The sequence below is a fragment of the Hyphomicrobium sp. NDB2Meth4 genome (genome assembly GCF_900117445.1).
Classification (GTDB): domain Bacteria; phylum Pseudomonadota; class Alphaproteobacteria; order Rhizobiales; family Hyphomicrobiaceae; genus Hyphomicrobium_A.
The window spans coordinates 151,691-169,628 of the sequence record NZ_FPEJ01000001.1 but is presented as its reverse complement, the minus strand read 5'-3'; the positions used below and the strand labels follow the sequence as shown (position 1 = coordinate 169,628).

At 62.5% G+C, this 17,938-nt stretch carries 19 protein-coding genes; 7 read left to right on the top strand and 12 right to left on the bottom strand.

The annotated features are described in order from the left end of the window. Positions 1 to 25 precede the first annotated feature (25 nt). From NDB2M4_RS00770 to NDB2M4_RS00745, 7 genes are all read right to left on the bottom strand, one after another. Positions 26 to 295: a MoaD/ThiS family protein gene (locus NDB2M4_RS00770; RefSeq protein ID WP_072369091.1), complete on the bottom strand. Its 270-nt coding sequence runs from the start codon at positions 293 to 295 to the stop codon at positions 26 to 28. 71 nt (positions 296 to 366) lie between these two features. After that, entirely contained in the window at positions 367 to 1,128 is a 762-nt protein-coding gene (locus tag NDB2M4_RS00765) for a haloacid dehalogenase type II (protein WP_072369090.1), read from the bottom strand. 135 nt (positions 1,129 to 1,263) lie between these two features. After that, complete coding sequence (locus tag NDB2M4_RS20115) at positions 1,264 to 1,413, bottom strand: hypothetical protein (RefSeq protein ID WP_171987992.1); 150 nt, start codon at positions 1,411 to 1,413, stop codon at positions 1,264 to 1,266. 151 nt (positions 1,414 to 1,564) lie between these two features. Next, positions 1,565 to 2,968 carry an NAD(P)(+) transhydrogenase (Re/Si-specific) subunit beta gene (locus NDB2M4_RS00760; RefSeq protein WP_072371532.1) on the bottom strand — a complete coding sequence of 468 codons (1,404 nt, stop codon included), beginning with the start codon at positions 2,966 to 2,968 and terminating at the stop codon, positions 1,565 to 1,567. 37 nt (positions 2,969 to 3,005) lie between these two features. Beyond that, positions 3,006 to 3,380, bottom strand: coding sequence for a proton-translocating transhydrogenase family protein (locus NDB2M4_RS00755; protein ID WP_244536056.1), 375 nt, complete (start codon positions 3,378 to 3,380; stop codon positions 3,006 to 3,008). A gap of 38 nt (positions 3,381 to 3,418) precedes the next feature. After that, entirely contained in the window at positions 3,419 to 4,555 is a 1,137-nt protein-coding gene (locus NDB2M4_RS00750; protein ID WP_072369088.1) for a Re/Si-specific NAD(P)(+) transhydrogenase subunit alpha, read from the bottom strand. 92 nt (positions 4,556 to 4,647) lie between these two features. Then, entirely contained in the window at positions 4,648 to 4,791 is a 144-nt protein-coding gene (locus tag NDB2M4_RS00745; RefSeq protein WP_072369087.1) for an aa3-type cytochrome c oxidase subunit IV, read from the bottom strand. A gap of 131 nt (positions 4,792 to 4,922) precedes the next feature. Between NDB2M4_RS00745 and NDB2M4_RS00740 the strand changes: the two genes are divergently transcribed. The 3 genes from NDB2M4_RS00740 to NDB2M4_RS00730 all read left to right on the top strand — a co-directional run bounded on the left by NDB2M4_RS00740 (position 4,923) and on the right by NDB2M4_RS00730 (position 7,782). Then, positions 4,923 to 6,224, top strand: coding sequence for an MgtC/SapB family protein (locus NDB2M4_RS00740; protein ID WP_244536013.1), 1,302 nt, complete (start codon positions 4,923 to 4,925; stop codon positions 6,222 to 6,224). A gap of 294 nt (positions 6,225 to 6,518) precedes the next feature. Next, on the top strand, positions 6,519 to 7,064 hold the full coding sequence (locus tag NDB2M4_RS00735; protein WP_139247039.1) for a hypothetical protein: 546 nt from the start codon (positions 6,519 to 6,521) through the stop codon (positions 7,062 to 7,064). Further along, a complete protein-coding gene (locus NDB2M4_RS00730; protein WP_072369085.1) occupies positions 7,051 to 7,782 on the top strand; it encodes a hypothetical protein in 732 nt (243 codons plus the stop codon). The genes NDB2M4_RS00735 and NDB2M4_RS00730 overlap by 14 nt, the downstream gene beginning before the upstream one ends. A 45-nt stretch (positions 7,783 to 7,827) precedes the next feature. Here the strand turns inward: NDB2M4_RS00730 and NDB2M4_RS00725 are convergent, their stop codons facing one another. Further along, complete coding sequence (locus NDB2M4_RS00725; protein ID WP_072369084.1) at positions 7,828 to 8,166, bottom strand: c-type cytochrome; 339 nt, start codon at positions 8,164 to 8,166, stop codon at positions 7,828 to 7,830. 145 nt (positions 8,167 to 8,311) lie between these two features. On the opposite strand from NDB2M4_RS00725, the gene NDB2M4_RS00720 reads away from it, so the two are divergent. After that, positions 8,312 to 8,512 (top strand): YgaP family membrane protein, encoded by a 201-nt coding sequence (locus NDB2M4_RS00720; RefSeq protein WP_072369083.1) that lies wholly within the window; start codon positions 8,312 to 8,314, stop codon positions 8,510 to 8,512. Between the two features lie 67 nt (positions 8,513 to 8,579). Here NDB2M4_RS00720 and NDB2M4_RS00715 read toward each other — a convergent pair whose 3' ends face one another. The 4 genes from NDB2M4_RS00715 to NDB2M4_RS00700 all read right to left on the bottom strand — a co-directional run bounded on the left by NDB2M4_RS00715 (position 8,580) and on the right by NDB2M4_RS00700 (position 14,464). After that, complete coding sequence (locus NDB2M4_RS00715; RefSeq protein WP_139247038.1) at positions 8,580 to 8,945, bottom strand: hypothetical protein; 366 nt, start codon at positions 8,943 to 8,945, stop codon at positions 8,580 to 8,582. 81 nt (positions 8,946 to 9,026) lie between these two features. Then, complete coding sequence (locus tag NDB2M4_RS00710) at positions 9,027 to 10,382, bottom strand: ABC1 kinase family protein (protein WP_139247037.1); 1,356 nt, start codon at positions 10,380 to 10,382, stop codon at positions 9,027 to 9,029. Between the two features lie 89 nt (positions 10,383 to 10,471). Beyond that, positions 10,472 to 12,385 carry a potassium transporter Kup gene (locus NDB2M4_RS00705; RefSeq protein WP_072369080.1) on the bottom strand — a complete coding sequence of 638 codons (1,914 nt, stop codon included), beginning with the start codon at positions 12,383 to 12,385 and terminating at the stop codon, positions 10,472 to 10,474. Between the two features lie 228 nt (positions 12,386 to 12,613). Beyond that, positions 12,614 to 14,464 carry a M3 family oligoendopeptidase gene (locus NDB2M4_RS00700; RefSeq protein WP_072371527.1) on the bottom strand — a complete coding sequence of 617 codons (1,851 nt, stop codon included), beginning with the start codon at positions 14,462 to 14,464 and terminating at the stop codon, positions 12,614 to 12,616. A 259-nt stretch (positions 14,465 to 14,723) separates the two neighbouring features. Here NDB2M4_RS00700 and NDB2M4_RS00695 point away from each other — a divergent pair, with 259 nt between their 5' ends. The 3 genes from NDB2M4_RS00695 (at position 14,724) to NDB2M4_RS00685 (ending at position 17,917) form a co-directional block, all read left to right on the top strand. Continuing rightward, positions 14,724 to 16,229, top strand: a complete 1,506-nt coding sequence (locus NDB2M4_RS00695; RefSeq protein WP_072369079.1) for a sigma-54-dependent transcriptional regulator — start codon at positions 14,724 to 14,726, stop codon at positions 16,227 to 16,229. 160 nt (positions 16,230 to 16,389) lie between these two features. Continuing rightward, complete coding sequence (locus tag NDB2M4_RS00690) at positions 16,390 to 17,271, top strand: alpha/beta fold hydrolase (protein ID WP_083555573.1); 882 nt, start codon at positions 16,390 to 16,392, stop codon at positions 17,269 to 17,271. Between the two features lie 61 nt (positions 17,272 to 17,332). Beyond that, positions 17,333 to 17,917, top strand: coding sequence for a nuclear transport factor 2 family protein (locus NDB2M4_RS00685; RefSeq protein ID WP_139247036.1), 585 nt, complete (start codon positions 17,333 to 17,335; stop codon positions 17,915 to 17,917). The last annotated feature ends 21 nt before the right edge of the window (positions 17,918 to 17,938 follow it).

The window sequence follows — 17,938 nt, the reverse complement described above, 5'->3', positions numbered from 1 at the left end:
GGTGGCTTTGCCTCAATGCGCCGAGCTAGCCGCCCGACAGGGCCTGCAATACGAAGATCTCTCCGTTCTCGAGGACGGGATCGGAGAGATTCACGCGATCCTGGACACGTTTGCCGTCGATGAAAATCACCATGTGCTTGCGCAGCGCGGATTGGTCATCGAGGACGTAAGCGCGAGCGCGAGCATTTCCGGCAAAGGCGGCATCGAGCGCTTCGCGCACCGTCGCAGCGGCTACGTCAACGGGCGGACAGGCGATGTGCCGCTGCAATGTTGGTGTGAAGGAGACGCGCGCCATGCTCTTGCAATTGGATCGTCTGTGATCAAACGACCGGGAGCATGCGGGCATTGCAGCGGCTTGTCCAGACGCTATTGCTTGTCCTCGCCGGGAGCATCGCCGAGCACGAATTGTAACAGTCCAGTCATGTCGTTCGACGTGCCGTCGGGCGGGAGGTCTAGCTGCTCGGCCGGAAGATTGAAGCGGTTCACCCAGTAGGTTGGATAGCCGAAGCTCTTGGCGCCGAACGCGTCCCAGCCGCCGAACGCAGCGAAGGCGATTTCATTCTTTTTCAGGCCAAGCCGCTCCATTCCGAGGGCGTACGCCCGGGGCTCGGGCTTGTAGCTGTGATTGACCTCCGTCGACAGCAACTCGTCGAAAAGGCCGGTGATGCCAGCGCGATCGGCATTGGAGCGGAGCATCAGCGGAGAGAAGTTGGCGATGGTGATGATGCGCACGCCGGCGGCTTTGAGCTTCTTCAACGCGTCGACCGTGTCGGGCCAGGGATCGAGCGCGAGATAGGCGTCGAGCAGGCGCGCGCGAACGTCGGGCGGCAACGGCAGCTTCATGGCCTCGGCGGTGTAGACGAGCGCCTCTTCGGTGACCTTGAAGAAATTGCTCTGACGATTGGTGATGGAGCGCAGGAAGCCGTAGTCGAACTGGCGGGCGCGCCAGGCCTGGGTGAATGCCACGCCCTTGCCAGGGAATTCCTTCTCGACCTTGGGAATGACGGAGTTGGCGTTGAAGAGGACGAAGTAGTCGAAGGCGACAGCTTTAAAGCGCGGGGCTGCGTTGGCCTTTGCGGCAGAGAAGAGCGCGCAAATGGCCAATAGGAATATCGAGAACTTGCGCACGATCCCTCCTAGAGGTGTCAAACTGCGCCCGACTGTCTACCGGTCGTCGCCGCAGGTCACGACCGGTAGAAGAGCGCAGGAGGAGATCTCAGAATGTAGGCAACCCGGCTGCAGTCGCTGGCGTCGCGAGACAGCTCAGTAGCCGTGACAGATGACGCTGCCGTTGATGACGTAGCAGTGATAGGGGCCAGGACTCGCTTGGGCCGCAAGCGATGCGACTAGCGCGGTGCCTGCCACGATCGCCGCGAGAACGGAATGGACCAAGAATGATTTGCCGGTTGTCATGTGTGGTCCCCTGAAAAAAGGAGAGATGGAAAATGCACTCTTGCTCCGCCCAGCCGATCTGAGCGGAGGTGCCACATCAAGTTGGCACAGGTAAAGCGCGGCGAAAAGCGCCAGACTCGGTCGATCCCACCGGGAATACCAGCCGCAAGCCTTAGTGGGCGAGGGCTTTGACGATCTCTTCTGTCATCTTCTTGGCGTCGCCGAGCACCATCACCGTGTTGTCGTTGTAGAACAGCGGATTGTCGATGCCGGCATAACCCGAGGCGAGCGAGCGCTTGTTGAACAGCACCGTGCCGGCCTTCCACGCCTGCAGCACGGGCATGCCGTAGATCGGTGAAGTCTTGTCGGTCTCGGCTGCCGGATTGACGACGTCGTTGGCGCCGATGACGTAGACGACGTCAGCCTGCGGGAACTCGGAGTTGATGTCCTCGAGCTCGAAGACTTCGTCGTAGGGGACGTTCGCCTCGGCGAGCAGTACGTTCATGTGGCCAGGCATGCGACCGGCGACGGGGTGGATGGCGTATTTCACCTCGACACCCGCCTTCTTCAATTGATCGCCCATCTCGCGTAACGCGTGCTGTGCCTGGGCGACGGCCATGCCGTAGCCGGGGACGATGATCACCTTGGAGGCGTTCTTCATCACGTAGGCCGCGTCCTCAGCCGAGCCGAGCTTAACCGGCTTCTGCTCGCCGCCGCCCGCAGGGCCAGCGGTCTCGCCGCCGAAGCCACCGAGGATCACGGAGATGAAGGAGCGGTTCATGCCCTTGCACATGATGTAGGACAGGATCGCGCCGGAAGAGCCGACGAGTGCGCCGGTGATGATGAGGGCGATGTTCGACAGCGTGAAACCGATGCCGGCGGCGGCCCAGCCGGAATAGGAGTTCAGCATCGACACGACGACGGGCATGTCGGCGCCGCCAATGGGGATGATGATCAACACGCCGAACAGCATCGACACGAAGGTGATGGCCCAGAACAGGGTGGGATCGCCGCCCGACTGGCAGAACAGGTAGATCAGGTAAATGAGCCCGGCAAAGAGGGCGATATTGATGAGGTGGCGCGCGGGCAGGATGATGGGCTTGCCGGACATGCGCGCCGACAGCTTCAAGAAGGCGATGACAGAGCCGGTGAACGTGATGGCGCCGATGGCGACGCCGAGTGACATCTCGATCAGCGAGGCAAAGTGGATGTTGCCGGTTTCGCCGATGCCGAAGGCGTCGGGCGCGTAGAGGGCGGCCGCGGCGACGAACACGGCGGCAAGGCCGACGAGCGAGTGGAAGGCGGCGACCAGCTCGGGCATCGAGGTCATGGCGATGCGGCGGGCGGTGACGGCGCCGATCGTGCCGCCGATGCCGATGCCGATGGCCAGCAGGATCCACGTGAGCGTCGTCTGCGGGTTGGCGACGGCAAGCGTCGTTGCCATGGCGATCAGCATGCCCAGCATGCCGAAGTAGTTACCCTGGCGCGATGTGGCGGGGCTCGACAATCCGCGCAGCGCTAGGACGAACAGCACGCCGGAGACGAGATAGAGGATGGCGGTGAGGTTGGGTGTCAGCATGGCAGGCGATCCCCGTGGGCGCTGTGGAGCGTCATCACTTCTTGTCGCCCTTCTTCTTGTACATGGCGAGCATGCGCTGGGTGACGAGGAAGCCGCCGAAGATGTTGATTGCGGCCATGATCAGAGCGAGGACACCGAACGTTTTGGAAGCGAGGGTGTCGCCCGAGAGGAAGCCGTCGACCGCGCCGTGCTCGACCGCGACGGCCAGCAACGCGCCGACGACGATCACCGAGGAGATGGCGTTGGTGACGGACATGAGCGGGGTGTGCAGCGCGGGCGTGACGCTCCAGACGACGTAGTAGCCCACGAAGATCGCCATTACGAACACCATCAGCTCGTGCACGATCGGGTCGACCGTGCCGCCGATGCCGCCGGCAGCGAATGCCGGGACAGCTCCCGATGCCGTCATGCCGGCAAGGAGCGCGAGTTTGAGCAACGGGGTTCGCATCAGGCCGCTCCCTGCAGGCTGGGGTGAACGAGGGCACCGTCGCGGGCGAGAAGCGTGCCCTTGACGATCTCGTCGTCCCAATTGATCGCCAGCTTCTTTTCCTTCTTGTCGATCAGAGTCTCGAGGAAGGCATAGAGGTTCTTGGCGTAGAGGCTGGAGGCATTGATTGCGAGGTCGCCAGCGAGGTTGAGCGGGCCGTAGATGCGCACGCCGCCGTGGTCGACGATCTCGCCGGGTTTGGTCAGCTCGCAGTTGCCACCGCGCTCGGCGGCGAGATCGACGATGATCGATCCGGGCTTCATGCTCTCGACCATGGCGCGGGTGATGAGGCGCGGCGCCGGGCGGCCGGGGATCAGCGCCGTGGTGACGACGATGTCCTGGTTCTTGATGTGATTGGCGACGAGCTCTGCCTGCTTGGCCTGGTATTCCACCGACATAGGCTTGGCGTAGCCGGCGGCTGTTTGCGCCTGCTTGAACTCGTCATCCTCGACGGCGATGAACTTGGCACCCAGCGAGGCGACCTGCTCCTTGGCGGCAGGGCGAACGTCGGTGGCGGAGACTTGAGCACCGAGGCGGCGGGCGGTGGCGATGGCCTGCAGGCCGGCGACCCCGGCGCCCATGATGAAAACTTTTGCGGCGGGAACCGTGCCCGCCGCCGTCATCATCATAGGCATGGCCTGCTGGAACATGGCCGCAGCATCGACGACAGCCTTGTAGCCGGCGAGGTTGGCCTGGCTCGAGAGCACGTCCATCGACTGCGCGCGGGTAATGCGCGGCATGAATTCCATGGAGAAAAGAGATGCTTTCGATGCGGCGAGGTTGGCTAAAGCGGCCTTGTCGCCGTAGGGGTCGAGCATTGCGATAACGAGGGCGCCGGGCTTCAGCTCGGCGACATCCGAGGCCGCGGGCCGGCGTACGCTAAGCAGGATGTCGGCGTCCCGCAGCGCATCGGCGGCCGTGGCCGCAATCTCGGCGCCGGCAGCGCGGAGCGTTTCGTCAGAGAAGCGTGAGCGCGTGCCTGCCCCGGCTTCCACCTTCACAGTGGCGCCGAGGGCCGCGAGCTTCTTGACCGTCTCAGGGGAGACCGCAACGCGCGGCTCATCCGCCGGTTCGGCCGTAACCGCAATAGTGACCATGCATCGTCCGATCGAGAGGGGTTTCTCTCGCCGCCGGTGCGAAGCGCCAGAATGAATTGGCGCCGAGCACTGCAGCGCGCGGCGCGAATTTCTTAGGTGAGGAAGAAGGCCATGCCGGCCAGCAGGAGCACCAGGAAGACAACTCCCACTTTCGCGAACAGCAGGAACTGCTTGTAGGTGTGTTCAGCCTGCCCGTAATCCATGTTGGGATTACCGCCGCTCAAATCGATCGCCACAGTTTTCTCTCCCCAATGCGTATTCTTTATATTTGACTTGGTACCTCAGTGGGCGCCGGCTATCAAGCACCCGAAGGGCCTAGTAAACCTGTCCCATCGTACGGGTTGTTAGTGGGGGCGGTGCTAGTCTGGTGATACGCAAGGCGGACGCGTTCATCATGGACCCCTATCAGCTTTTCCAGCGTCTGGCAGTCGCCCTCGCCATCGGCCTCATCATCGGCATCGAGCGGGGCTGGAAGCAACGCGCCGAGCCCGAGGGGGAGCGGGCGGCCGGTCTGCGCACGCTAACGCTGTCGGGCCTGCTCGGCGGCGTCTGGGGGGCGCTGGTCTATGGGGCCGGTGCCTGGGGGAGCATTGCGCTGGCCCTGGCGTTCGTCTGCTTCACGGTTGTCATCGCTGCATTTCGCTATCGCGAAATGGTGCACGAGGGCACGTTCGGGGCAACGACGGTGGTTGCCGCGATGCTGGCGTTTGCCCTTGGAGCGCTCGCGGTGCTCGGCGATCCTGGCCTTGCCGCTGCGGCCGGCGTTGCCACGGCGCTGCTTCTGGCCCTCAAGCAATGGCTGCATGCTTCGCTCGCCAAGCTGACATGGGAGGAGTTGCGCTCGGGGCTGGTCCTGCTGGCGATGACGGTAATCATGCTACCGCTGCTGCCGGACCGAGTGGTGACGCCGTGGTTCCCGGTCAACCCTCGCGAAGTGTGGCTGCTGACGATCTTCATCGCGACGCTTTCGTTCGCGGGCTACCTCGCTATTCGTGTTGCCGGGCCGGAGCTCGGCGCGCTGTTGTCGGGTGCTGCGGGCGGTCTCGTCTCTTCAACCGCTGTGACCGTGAACATGGCGCAGATGGCGCGGGCATATCCGACGCATCGTGAGATGTTCGCTGCGGCGACGATGGTGTCCGGGGCGATGATGATGGTGCGCGTGGCGGCTGTCGTGGCAGTGGTCAACGCCACCCTCTTGGTGAAGCTGGCGCTGCCCCTGGTTCTGGGGGCGCTAGTGCAGGCGGGGTTTGCGGCGCTCTCCGCGTGGCGCGCGGGCGCAGACAAGGAGGAGACGGCGCCTCTCACCCTCAAGAATCCGTTCGATCTCGTGTCGGTGCTGCAGTACGGCGCGCTGCTGGCGGTGATCATGGCGCTGGCGAATGGCATTGCCGTTTGGGCGGGGGCAATCGGTGCATATGCGCTGGCGGCCGTCTCGGGCATCCTCGACGTCGACGCGATCAGCATGTCGATGGCGCGCCTTGCTCCGCATAGCCTCTCGGCAACAAGCGCGGCTACCGCCATTCTCATCGCGGTCGGCGTCAATTCCATTTCGAAAGTGGGGCTTGGGATCAGCGCGGGCGGGCTGCGCTTCGGCAGGCTGCTCGGACCGGCGCTGGCGGCAACGCTGGTTGCACTCGGGGCGGGCTTCTGGGTGTCGATGGCGTGGTGAGCCGCCGCTTGTCTCGGCCGGTTGGCAACCGCGAAAACCCAGCAGCGCCCGTCGGCTTTCATCCGGCGCAAACGCCTTAGCAGCAGGGACACACGGAGCGATAAATGCGGACTGTTCTGCCGACAACGTAGAATGCGGAGTTGTGCAGCTTCTGATTGGTGGAGTAGACGGCGATGATTGCATGGATGAGCTCGCCCGATGCCTCTGCTCCAAAGAATACTCTGGTGCTGCGTGGTCGTTATATGCGCGAGCGTCGTTGCAGCTTGTGCGCCAGGCATTGACGACAGCAAATCGTTGAGCGCGCTCAAGAGCGCCAACGAAGGTGCCGCATTCTTGCAGATCAGCTACGGTGGTTTGCCCTGCAGGACTGGCAACGTCGCTTTGGCGACCGAGGCTGCGCCCGGACGTTTCCAGCTTTACAAGACGCTTATGGTGGGCGGCATGGCTGCCTCCGCCGCTTTGGCGCCTCGTCAAGTTTCCCTGCCCGCGGGGACGTACCATATCGGTTACGTGGCCTGCCAATCCGTCGGCGAGATGAAGTACATGATGGGAGTCGGCGAGCATGACGGCTCTGTTGTGTTGGGCAATCCCAGGCAATCGCTCGCCAAGTTCACGGTTTCGGCTGGAGAGGCCGTCAACGTTGGGAAGCTCAACCTGGAGCCGACCGACTATCTGGCTGACGCCGCGAGGATATCGGTCGCCGACATGGCACCAGACGTGATGCAGCAGTTGCGAGCCGAAGCTCCGGCGCTTTCGTCCTCCCTCGTTACGCGGTTGATGACGGTAACGTCGCCGGGGAAAGCCTACAGGATCGAGAGGGCACAGATTGGCCTCTGGTGAACGGTCGAGGCGCTGGATCGCGTCGGCTGCCGCGGGCATCGCCCTCGCGTTGGCTACGGTGCTGGCCGCGTGCACCAGCCACGTATCTGATGACCTCAACATGGATGCGCTCACGCAGAGCGGCGATGCCGTCATTCTGATGACGGCTGTGATCGATCGCAATCAGGAGATGTCCTGCAAGTCGGTCGCGCTGCGTACCCTCGACAACCAGATGCCGCGCTCAGTGAGCGGGAAAAAGGTATCGGACGTGAAGCTCGGCACCGGAACCATTCTGGATCCCGGTGCCGAGGTTACGGGCTCGGTCCAGATTGCTCCGGGAACCTACAAGGTGGTCGAGGCATCGTGCAGTCGTCCGGACAAGAGCGGAACGCTGAATGTCGTATCTGTCGACCCGAAAGGTTTTGCGACTTTCAGCGTTGCGGCGGGTGAAGTCGTCAATCTTGGAAAGCTCATCATCATCGAGGTTATCGCCAATCAACCCTCATTCATGCAGCCCGCCCGTTATGTCTATGTCTCGCACGTGACGGAGCTAAAGAGTGACCCGAGGTCGTCGCTCAATAAGGATCTTGCGGCGCGCTTGGTCGACCGGCCTATGACAATCAGTCATCCGCCCTTGCCGCAGGCGGAGCTGGCGCGCATTTGCCGTCTGCGACGTGAAGTTAAGGGGATCAGTTTGGCGACGAGAAGTCCGGCGGCGTGCACGTTGGCCGGTCTGTGACACGTCGCATCGGCGTACACGCCGGGGCGGTTGCCTAGGCAGCGATCACTTCGAAGGCTCCTGACGAAGCGACATGATGAACGCGGCGATGTCGTACATCTCGTCCTGCGTGAGGTGGTGGTTGGGCATCATCGGCGGGATCGACTGCAGCCATTCGACGACGCCTTCCTCCGTCTGCAGCGGCCGGTTGGCGACCGCAACGAAGCCAGGAACGCCCATCGGCCCACGCTTCTCACCCTGTGCGGGATTGAGATGGCATTCGGCGCAAAGTGTACGAGCGAGCGTCTCGCCCTTCTTGGCGTCGCCCACGTCCGCACACGCAGGCTGTAGCGGTGCGAGGAACAGCGCCACCGCCATTACCATCAGCGCGCGGGTCGGCAGCATTGAACTATCCCCGTATGGTTTGCAGCAAGACGCCGCCGAAGATTTGCGGTTTGCGGTGACTGCGCGTTGATACAGATCACAACGGCGCGTAGTGATCACCCTAGGATAATGCCTCGAAGGTCAAGTTGAGATTGGAGATGGTGCGATGGCAATCAACGAAGGCGGCCTCGATCGAGCTGTGCGGATCATCGCCGGATTGCTGCTCGTGGGTGTGGCGCTCGGACTTTATGGTCCTGAGTATCAGTCGATCTGGGGATGGATCGGTATCGTGCCCCTGATCACCGGGATTTTTGGCCGTTGTCCGGCCTACTCGCTGCTGGGCATCAATACGTGCAGCAAGCCCTGAGGCGAACGGCGCAAAAAGCGACAGGCGATCCGGGCGGACCGCCTGCGCGCGTTGGTCGATCGTGCGTTCAGCCTTTCGGCGGGCTGGACACGCACGAGGTCGGATGGTTGGCGTCGGAGCTGCCGGGGAAATAGAAGCAGCCGCAATAGGACAGTCCCTCGCAGCACTCGGATGTGGTCTTGCCATTGCACTGCTTGCGGGCGCCCTTGCCAGGTGTCTTCAGTTTGGCTGCGACCGGGCTGATGGGCGATTTTACTGTTTGATAGGTGCCCTGGCGCATTGCGTCCTGCGATGCGCCCGCTTGAGCGGGCGGAGCCAACAGGACGCCAGCCGCCACAAAAGCGGCTGCGACAAAGGCAGTCAGTCGAGAAATTTTCAAAGACGAAATCACGATCAATCTCCTTGGCGTTTCTGCAATGGCGCTGCTTGTCATTCGCAACGCCCAAGGAGATTTGCGGATCGAGACGGCTGCCGCTGTTACCGCGGTAACAATTCGCTTTCGCCGATGCGTGGATCAGGGGAGCGGAACGTGGCTCGCGGTGAACGCGGCGCGCTGGCGGCTCGTGAGTTCGTCGAGGTCGAAGCCGTCGATTGTCTCGTTGAACAGGCGATACCAGTTCTGACGCGCGCCCAGGTGCAGGAAAACGCCGCCGAGGCCGATGGCGGCGCGATCCATGAATACGAACTCGCGCGGGATTTTCACCGGTCCTTTGTCGCGCAGGATCTGGTGCACGGTCATCGCTTCCTTGCGGCCGTATTCGCCGGGGCTCGTGTGCTCGGCTATGGCGCGCTCGCGGTCGTCAAGGAGCGGCCCGTAGATGAAGCGGGCCCAGATGGTGAGGCCGTCGATCAGCTCGTTCGACAGGCCGGCAAAGCCCCACGTCTCGTAAGCGTGCACGACACGTTCGCGGTCACCCGCAAGGAGGCCTTGATAAAGGTCGATGACGCCCTGGACGAATTGCGGGCGGAAGCTGCGGATGCAGCCGTAGTCGAGCAGATTGATGCCCGCCGGATGCCCCGCCTGCTCGAATACGGTGTAATTGCCCAGGTGCGGGTCGCCGTGGATGACTCCGTAGTGGCTGAAGGGGAACCACCAGGCGCGGAACATGGCGCGAGCGATGGCGTTGCGGTCGTCGAGCGGCGCGTCCTTGTAGTCGAGCAGCTTAGCGCCATCGAGCCAGGTCATGGTGAGCAGGCGCTTGGTCGACAGCTCGGGGATGATCTCTGGTACGCGGATGAGAGGATCGTCCGCGAAGATGAGGGCGTAGAGCTGAGTGTGGTGCGCTTCCAGCTCATAATCGAGCTCTTCGCGCAACCGGGCGGCGATCTCTTTGAGGATCTCGCCCGTCTCGACCGCGGGGCTCATACGCGCATGGATGGCGAAGATCGCCCTGAGCTGCGTCAGGTCGGCTTCGACGGCGGAGGCCATGTCTGGGTATTGCAGCTTCACCGCCAGTGCGCGGCCATCGAGGGAAGTGGCGCGGTGCACTTGGCCGAGCGAGGCCGACGCTGCCGCTTCGACATCGAACGCGGCGAAGCGCGATGCCCAATCGGGGCCGAGCTCGACCTGCATGCGGCGCTTGGCGAATGCCGGCCCCATCGGCGGCGCGGCCGACTGGAGCTGCGTCAGCTCGCGCGCATACTCGGCAGGGATCGCTTCGGGAATGGTAGAGAGAAGCTGGGCCACCTTCATCAGTGGGCCTTTGAGCCCTCCCAGTGCAGCGGCGAGATCGGCGGCAGCACGCGAGCGGTCATGCTCTACGCCGAATAGCCGTTCCCCGGCAACGCGAGCGGCGATGCTGCCGACGTTGGCGCCGACCTTCATGTAGCGGGCGGCGCGTGCCGAAAAGCGGTTTTCCTCGTTGGCCATGGCACGCATATCGGCACAAACATGCGCGTTGGCAAGGCGCTTGCACCGACGCGGGTCAGACTGTGACGCGTGCCGTAGGGCAGAACGCATCAAACGGCGACTTGGGTTCCCACTTCGACGACGCGGTCGGTCGGAATCTGGAAGTAGGTCGTTGCATCCTGCGCGCTGCGCGCCAATGCGACGAACAACCTGTCCTGCCAGCCTGGCATCTCTGACTTCGGCGTTGTCCTGAGGTTGCGCCGCGACAGGAAGAAGGATGTTGCCCCGATGTCGATATTGAGATCCTTGCGCCGGCAGACGTCGAGGATTTTCGGGACGCTGGGCGTTTCCATGAAGCCGTAGCGGGCAACGACGCGCACGAATGAATCTGAGACGCGGTCCACACTGACTCGCTCGTAGCGGGGTACGCGCGGTACGTCCTCGGTGTGGATGGAGAGGATGATGTTGCGCTCGTGAAGCACGCGGTTGTGCTTCAGGTTGTGCATCAGGGCTGTTGGTGCGGCTGTCGGATCAGCGGTGAAGAATACCGCGGTGCCGGCGACACGATGGGGCGGCTTGGCTTCGAGCTTTCGCAGCAGCCAGTCGAGATCGGCCTCGTTCTTGCGGGTCTGTCTCGCAAGCAGGCGAGAGCCGCGCACCCAGGTGACCATAATCAGTCCTACGCAGCCGGCCATCAGCAACGGCACCCAGGCGCCCTCGAGGATCTTGAGCATGTTGGCGGCAAAGAAAGCTTGCTCGATCAGTAGCAGTGGGACGATCAGCAGGGCGGTCTGCCAGAGCTTCCAACCCCACATGCGCCAGATGACGAAGAAGGCGATGAGCGAGGTGATGACCATCTCGGCCGTGACGGCGACGCCGTACGCTGCTGCCAGGCTGCTCGACGACTTGAACAGCAGCACCATGAAGAGAACGGCGACGAGCAGCATCCAGTTGACGCGCGGCATGTAGATCTGGCCCGCCATACTCTCGGACGTGTGCTTGATGCCGAGGCGCGGGAAGAGACCGAGCTGGATGGCCTGGCGCGTCAGTGAGAAGGCGCCGGTGATGACGGCTTGGCTGGCGATGATGGTTGCGGCCGTCGCCAAAATGACCATCGGCACCAGTGCCCACTCCGGGTAGAGCAGGTAGAACGGGCTTTCGAGCGCCTGCGGATTGGTGAGGACGAGGGCGCCCTGGCCGAAGTAGTTCACGACGAGAGCGGGCAGCACGAAGCTGAGCCAGGCGGTCTGAATGGGCTTACGGCCGAAGTGGCCCAAGTCGGCGTAGAGCGCCTCGGCGCCGGTTACGGCCAGGAACACGAGGCCCAGCACGGTGAGCCCGACGACGCCGTGCTTGAGGACGAATTTGATGCCGTAGAGCGGGTTAAGCGCGACGAGCACGTCGGGATTGGTGGCGATGCTCATGATGCCGCCCACGAAGAGCGCAACAAACCAGACGACGGTGATGGGGCCGAACCAGGCGGCGACCTTGGCGGTGCCATGCGACTGAACGGCAAAAAGACCGATGATGATGACGATCGCGAGCGGCAAAACGAGATGGTCGAAGGCGGGTGAGACCAGATGCAGGCCTTCGACGGCGGAAAGCACCGAGATTGCCGGCGTAATGACGGCGTCACCGTAGAAGAACGCCGCTCCGGCGATGCCCAGTCCCATGATTACGGTCGTGCTGCGCTTGGCGACGGACTGACCGAGCGCCATCAGCGCGAAGATGCCGCCTTCGCCGCGGTTGTCTGCGCGCAGCAAGATGAAGACGTACTTCAGCGTCACGATGAGCAGGAGGGCCCAAGTGATCAGCGACAGGACTCCGAACACGGCCTCGCGACCGGCGAAGCTCGCGCCCTTAGCGGCGACGATCGCTTCCTTGAAAGCATAGAGGGGGCTCGTGCCGATGTCGCCGTAGACGACGCCGATCGATCCAACGACGAGGGCCCAGAACTTCTCGTTCGGAACTCCGTCGACGGAGCCCTGGTCGGCGCCCCGAGCCGCCGACTGCGATTGCGCCACTCGGCACCTCACAATTTGCTAGGCTGCAGTGCAGCAGATGGCGAGCGCTTCGATTCCCTAACGCCCCGTATCGGGGTGTCCCTTAATAGGTCACGGCCGAGCTTTACAGCCTTGACTTTAGCCGAATATTCTGAAGCGCAAGGAAAATAAGGGGCACGATTTTCCATCGTGCCCCTTTTCTTGTGCATCCGCTCACTAGGTATGGCCAACCATGAGGCGCTTCAAGCCTCAGGTGCTCTCCGTTTCCAGCTCGTCGATCATTCCCTCGATGACCTTCAGGCCCTTATTCCAGAATTCGGGTTTGGAGGCGTCGAGCCCGAACGGGGCAAGCAGCTCGGTATGGTGCTTCGAACCACCTGCTTTGAGCATATCGAAGTACTTGGTGACGAAGCCGGGGTGAGCCTCCTGGTAGAGGCCGTAGAGCGAGTTCACCAGGCAATCGCCGAAGGCATACGCGTAGACGTAGAACGGCGAATGGATGAAGTGCGGGATGTAGGCCCAGAACACTTCATAGCCAGGCTTGAGGTCGATCGCCGGACCCAGGCTCTCGACCTGCACTCCCATCCAGATCTCGCCGAGCTGATCGGGTGTCAGCTCACCCTGGCGGCGGGCTTCATGCACCTTGCGCTCGAAAGTATAGAACGCGATCTGGCGCACGACGGTGTTGAGCATGTCCTCGACTTTGCCGGCGATGAGCGCCTTTCGCTCGCCGGCGTCTTCGGTCTGCTTCAGCATCGCCTTGAAGGCGAGCATCTCGCCGAATACGGATGCCGTCTCGGCCAGCGTCAGCGGTGTCGAAGCCAGCAGCGCGCCTTGCGGGCGGGCCAGCATCTGATGCACGCCGTGACCAAGCTCGTGTGCAAGAGTCATCACGTCGCGCGGTTTGCCGAGATAGTTGAGCAGCACGTACGGGTGCACTGACGGCACGGTCGAAGCTGCGAATGCGCCGGGTGCCTTGCCGGGACGCGCTGGTGCATCGATCCAATTCTTGTCGAAGAACTCGCCGGCGACGTCAGCCATCTGCGGAGCGAAGTCACGATAGGCGCCCAGGACGAGGCGCTGCGCTTCAGACCAGGCGAATGTGCGATCGGGGCGCTGCGGCAGTGGCGCGTTGCGGTCCCAGTGGGCAAGCTTGTCTTTGCCGAGCCACTTTGCCTTCATCGCGTAATAGCGATGCGACAGGCGCGGGTAAGCCGCGCGCACGCTCGTTACCAGCGCATCGACAACTTCGGGCTCGACCTGATTGGCGAGGTGGCGCGAGTCGGCGACGTCCTTGAAGCCGCGCCAGCGGTCGGAGATCTCCTTGTCCTTAGCGAGCGTGTTGGTGATGAGCGTAAACAGCCGCACGTTGTCCTTGAAGACCTTGGCGAGCGCTTCGGCGCCGGCCTGGCGCTTCTTCTCGTCCGGGCTGGAGAGAAGGTTCAGCGTCATTTCGAGCGCGAGTGGCTCTGTCTCTCCTTCGACGGGGAAGCGCAACGCGGCGATGGTCTCATTGAAGAGGCGATTGAAGGCGCCGGCAGACGTCTGGCTCTTTTCATGGAAGAGGCGCTCCAGCTTTTCTTCGAGCTGGTAGGGCTTCTCCTTGCGGACGTTCTCGATCCACGGCTTGTAGTGCGCGAGCTTCTCGTTTTTCAGCGCTGCATCGAGAACAGCATCATCGATCTGGTTCAGCTCGAGCTCGAAGAAGATGATGTCGGTGGAGATGGCGGTGAGCTTCTCGGCGATATCGCCGTAGAATTTTGCGCGCGCGGGATCAGCTTGGTTGCCGGCGTAGTGAAGGCCGGCGAACGAGCCGAGGCGGCCGGTCAGTTCGACGAACTGTTCGAACTCTTCGATCGCCTTGGCGAGTGCGGCGCCGTCTGCGGCAACGGCGGCGACCTTGCCATAGTAGGTTTCCTTCAGCCGCTTTGCCTCAGCGGCAGCCTTATCCAGGTCGCGCGCGATTTCTGGGGAGGTCGGCGAAGGATAAAGATCGGCGAGGTTCCACTCCGGCATGGGGCCGAGTGCCGCGGCCGCGTTGGCCGACGCGCCGTCCTGCGCGGTGAAGGTTGCTCGCAGTTTTGTGGCGCTGACTCGCATCATTGGCTCCGTATTTGAGAGAATTAACCGTTCTGAAGTGCCTCGCGACGGGACACTGAAAGTGACCTCAAAGACTCGTGGGGCGCAAAAAAGGCTCAACCTGAGCTTTCTCGCAACAGCTTGTTTACCCTTGTTGGGCAGTCTTGCCCTTGTTGAGTGAGCCGCCGGTGGCCGAGTGTCCGATCCTGACGCAATCAGGGTATTTCGAACTCGGCTGAGACGGGGGCAGTCCCGCTTTTACGTTGAGTTCGAGTGCCTCATGGTCAAGAGTATACTTATCGTCGACGACGATCCCACCCAGCGTCGCATTCTCGAAGAAACAATCAAGCGTCTCGGCTTCGGTACTAAAACCGCGGGATCGGGCGAGCAAGCCCTGCAGATACTCGAAGGGCCCGAGCGCGCAGATATTTCCCTGGTTCTACTCGATCTCGTGATGGGCGGCCTCGACGGCATGGGTGTGCTGGAGAAGCTCGAGGGCAGACCGGGCGTTCCGCCGGTCATCGTGCAGACGGCCCACGGCTCGATCGATACCGCCATTAGCGCAATGCGTGCCGGTGCTGTCGACTTCGTCGTGAAGCCGGTGTCGCCGGAGCGGCTTGAAGTTTCGATCAAGAGCGCGCTCAAGATCGAGGCGCTGGCCGGCGAGATTTCGCGCATCAAGAAGAAGGTCGAGGGTACGCTCTCGTTTTCCGACCTCGTTGTACGTGGCGAAGGCATGGAGCGGGTGGTTGCTCTCGGCAAGCGCGCCGCGGCGTCGAACATCCCGGTATTGATCGAGGGTGAGTCGGGCGTCGGCAAAGAGCTGATCGCGCGGGCCATCCAGGGCGAGTCCGAGCGTGCCGGAAAGCCATTCGTGGTCGTCAACTGCGGCGCCATCCCGGAGAACCTCGTCGAGTCGACCCTGTTCGGTCACGAGAAGGGCTCGTTCACGGGCGCTACCGACAAGCGTATCGGCAAGTTCCAGGAAGCGGACGGCGGTACGCTGTTCCTCGACGAGATCGGCGAGTTGCCGCTCGATGCGCAGGTGAAGCTGCTGCGCGCGTTGCAGGAAGGCGAGATCGATCCGGTCGGCTCGAAGAAGCCGGTGAGCGTCAACTTCCGTCTCATCTCGGCGACCAACCGCAACATGATCGACATGGTGCGCGAAGGTAAGTTCCGCGAGGATCTCTACTATCGCCTCAACGTGTTCCCGATCTGGGTGCCGCCGCTGCGCGAGCGTCTCGGCGACGTTGCCGAACTGGCGCAGCACTTCATGGCGCGGTTCTCGGCCGAGGAAGGCAAACGCATCAACGCGATCAGTGATGACGCGCTGCGGCTGCTGAAGAGCTACCCGTGGCCGGGTAACGTGCGCCAACTGGAGAACGCAGTGTTCCGCGCTGTCGTGCTCGCCGATGGTCATGAGCTGACGGTTGCGGAGTTCCCGCAGATCGCCGCTCACGTCGAGGGCTTCGACACCGCTGTTCCCGCTGCGCCGGCGCCTGCGCCGAAGCAACCAGCCTTCAAGGGGCCGGCAGTGCTGGGAGCTGAAGGCATCATTCCGCAGACGATGGAAGTGCGGGCGGGTGCGGGCGACAGTGCACTGGGCATCCCGGTCGTCACCGAGGCGGGAGACATCCGTCCGCTGGACGAGATTGAAGCCGACATGATCCGTCTGGCGCTCGGCCGCTATCGCGGGCACATGACGGAAGTCGCCAAACGGCTGAAGATCGGTCGCTCGACGCTCTATCGTAAGATGCAGGAATACGGCCTCGAGCCGCGTGCCTAACCGGTAAGGCATGCAGCTCCTGGCTGGTGAGACGCGCCGCGCCGCCCCGAGGGGTGTGCGCGGCGTTGTCGTTTTCGGGTGGCTGGTGACGATCCAGATATCCTTGGGCGGTTATCACCATCTGCCGGGTCGATAGATCCCGTCAGTCAAAAGGAACGAAATGAGCCTTCACACAGTCCAGCCGACAAGAATTTGGGCCTTTGGCATCCTCGCGGTGGCCTTTCTTTCGATTGTTCCCGGGAGTGCTGCATTCGGAGCGGCACTCGAGGGCTGGTCGCGGTCGATGGTAGAGAAAGGCGACGTCCGCCTGGAGATATTCCAGAAAGGGAGCGGGAAGACCGTCTTGATGCATCCCTCGCTTGGGCGGCCAGCTCAGGACTTCGAAGCTCTCGGCAACAGCGTGGCCAAGGCGGGCTATCACGTCGTTCTCATCAACCCGCGTGGAATCGGCGCAAGCACCGGTCCGATGGACGACGTGAAGCTGCAGAATCTCGGAGAGGACGTCTGGATGGTTGCGGACCGGTTGGGCCGCGACAGGGTCTTCATGCTTGGCCAGAACTTCGGCAACCGCGTCTCCAGAACGGTTTCGGCGCTTCATCCTGACCGCGTGATCGGCCTCATCCTGCTCGCCTGCGGCGGGGAGATTCAGCCCGACAAGGCGACATGGGACGAGTTCTGGAAAATCTACGATGCCGCCCTTTCGCCGGAGCAACACCGCGAGGCGGTGGCGAACTCGATGTTTGCCAAGGGCAACAATCCGGACGCCTTCATTGACGGCTGGCATCCGAAGACGGCGAAGCTTCAGGCCGCCGCCGCCGAGCGCACGGACTTCAAACCGTACTTCAATGGCGGCACGGCACCGGCACTTGTCGTCCAGGGACTAGAGGACAAGATCGCGCCTCCGCAGAACGCCTTCGATTTCGTCACCAAGCGAGCCGACGCGCGGCTGGTCGCCTTCCCGCACATGGGGCATGCCATGCTGCCGGAGCAGCCAAAGCACATCGCGGATGCTGTGATCGATTTCTTGAACGATCAGAGATGAGGACATTGCGGCCGGAAGGCCGGAACGCGTTCGCAACGATTTCAAAACTATCAAGGGTGATATGAGACGCATCGCTTTGGCTGCTTTGATCGCGTATTTCGCTGCTGCTCTCACCGGGGCGGCATTTGCCGAGACGGCGGCTCCTGCAGGCGGAACCCTTGCTGAGGACGTCAAAGCGCTTCGCTCGTACGCTCCGCCGACAAATCCAGGCCAGACGAATTTCAACGCGACCGATAGGGCGGCAATCGCCAATCAGATCTATGCGTATGCATTCGCCTACGACAACGGGGATGCGGACGCGTGGTTCGGACTGTTCACGCCGGATGCGGTGTTCGTTGCCGGCATTCCGGGCGAGACGCCGGTGGCATTCACTGGCGCGGGATTCAGGTCGTTCTGGACTGAGCGATTGAACGCGTTCCGCTCATCCGGAAATGTCCGGCGGCATCTGATGTCCAACATTCTGTTTCTCGATCAGACCGCTGAAACTGCGCACGTCAGCGTCGTCGGGTTGCTGACGAATGCGAAGGACGGCAAGACCTTCGGCGATGTGACGAGCCTTAATTACGAGGGCTGGCTGGTGAAGGGTCCCAAGGGCTGGAAAATTCAGCGCTGGCACGACTTTCCAGATTCAGTCGTGCCGCAGTAATTGCGCTGACAGTACTGCAGG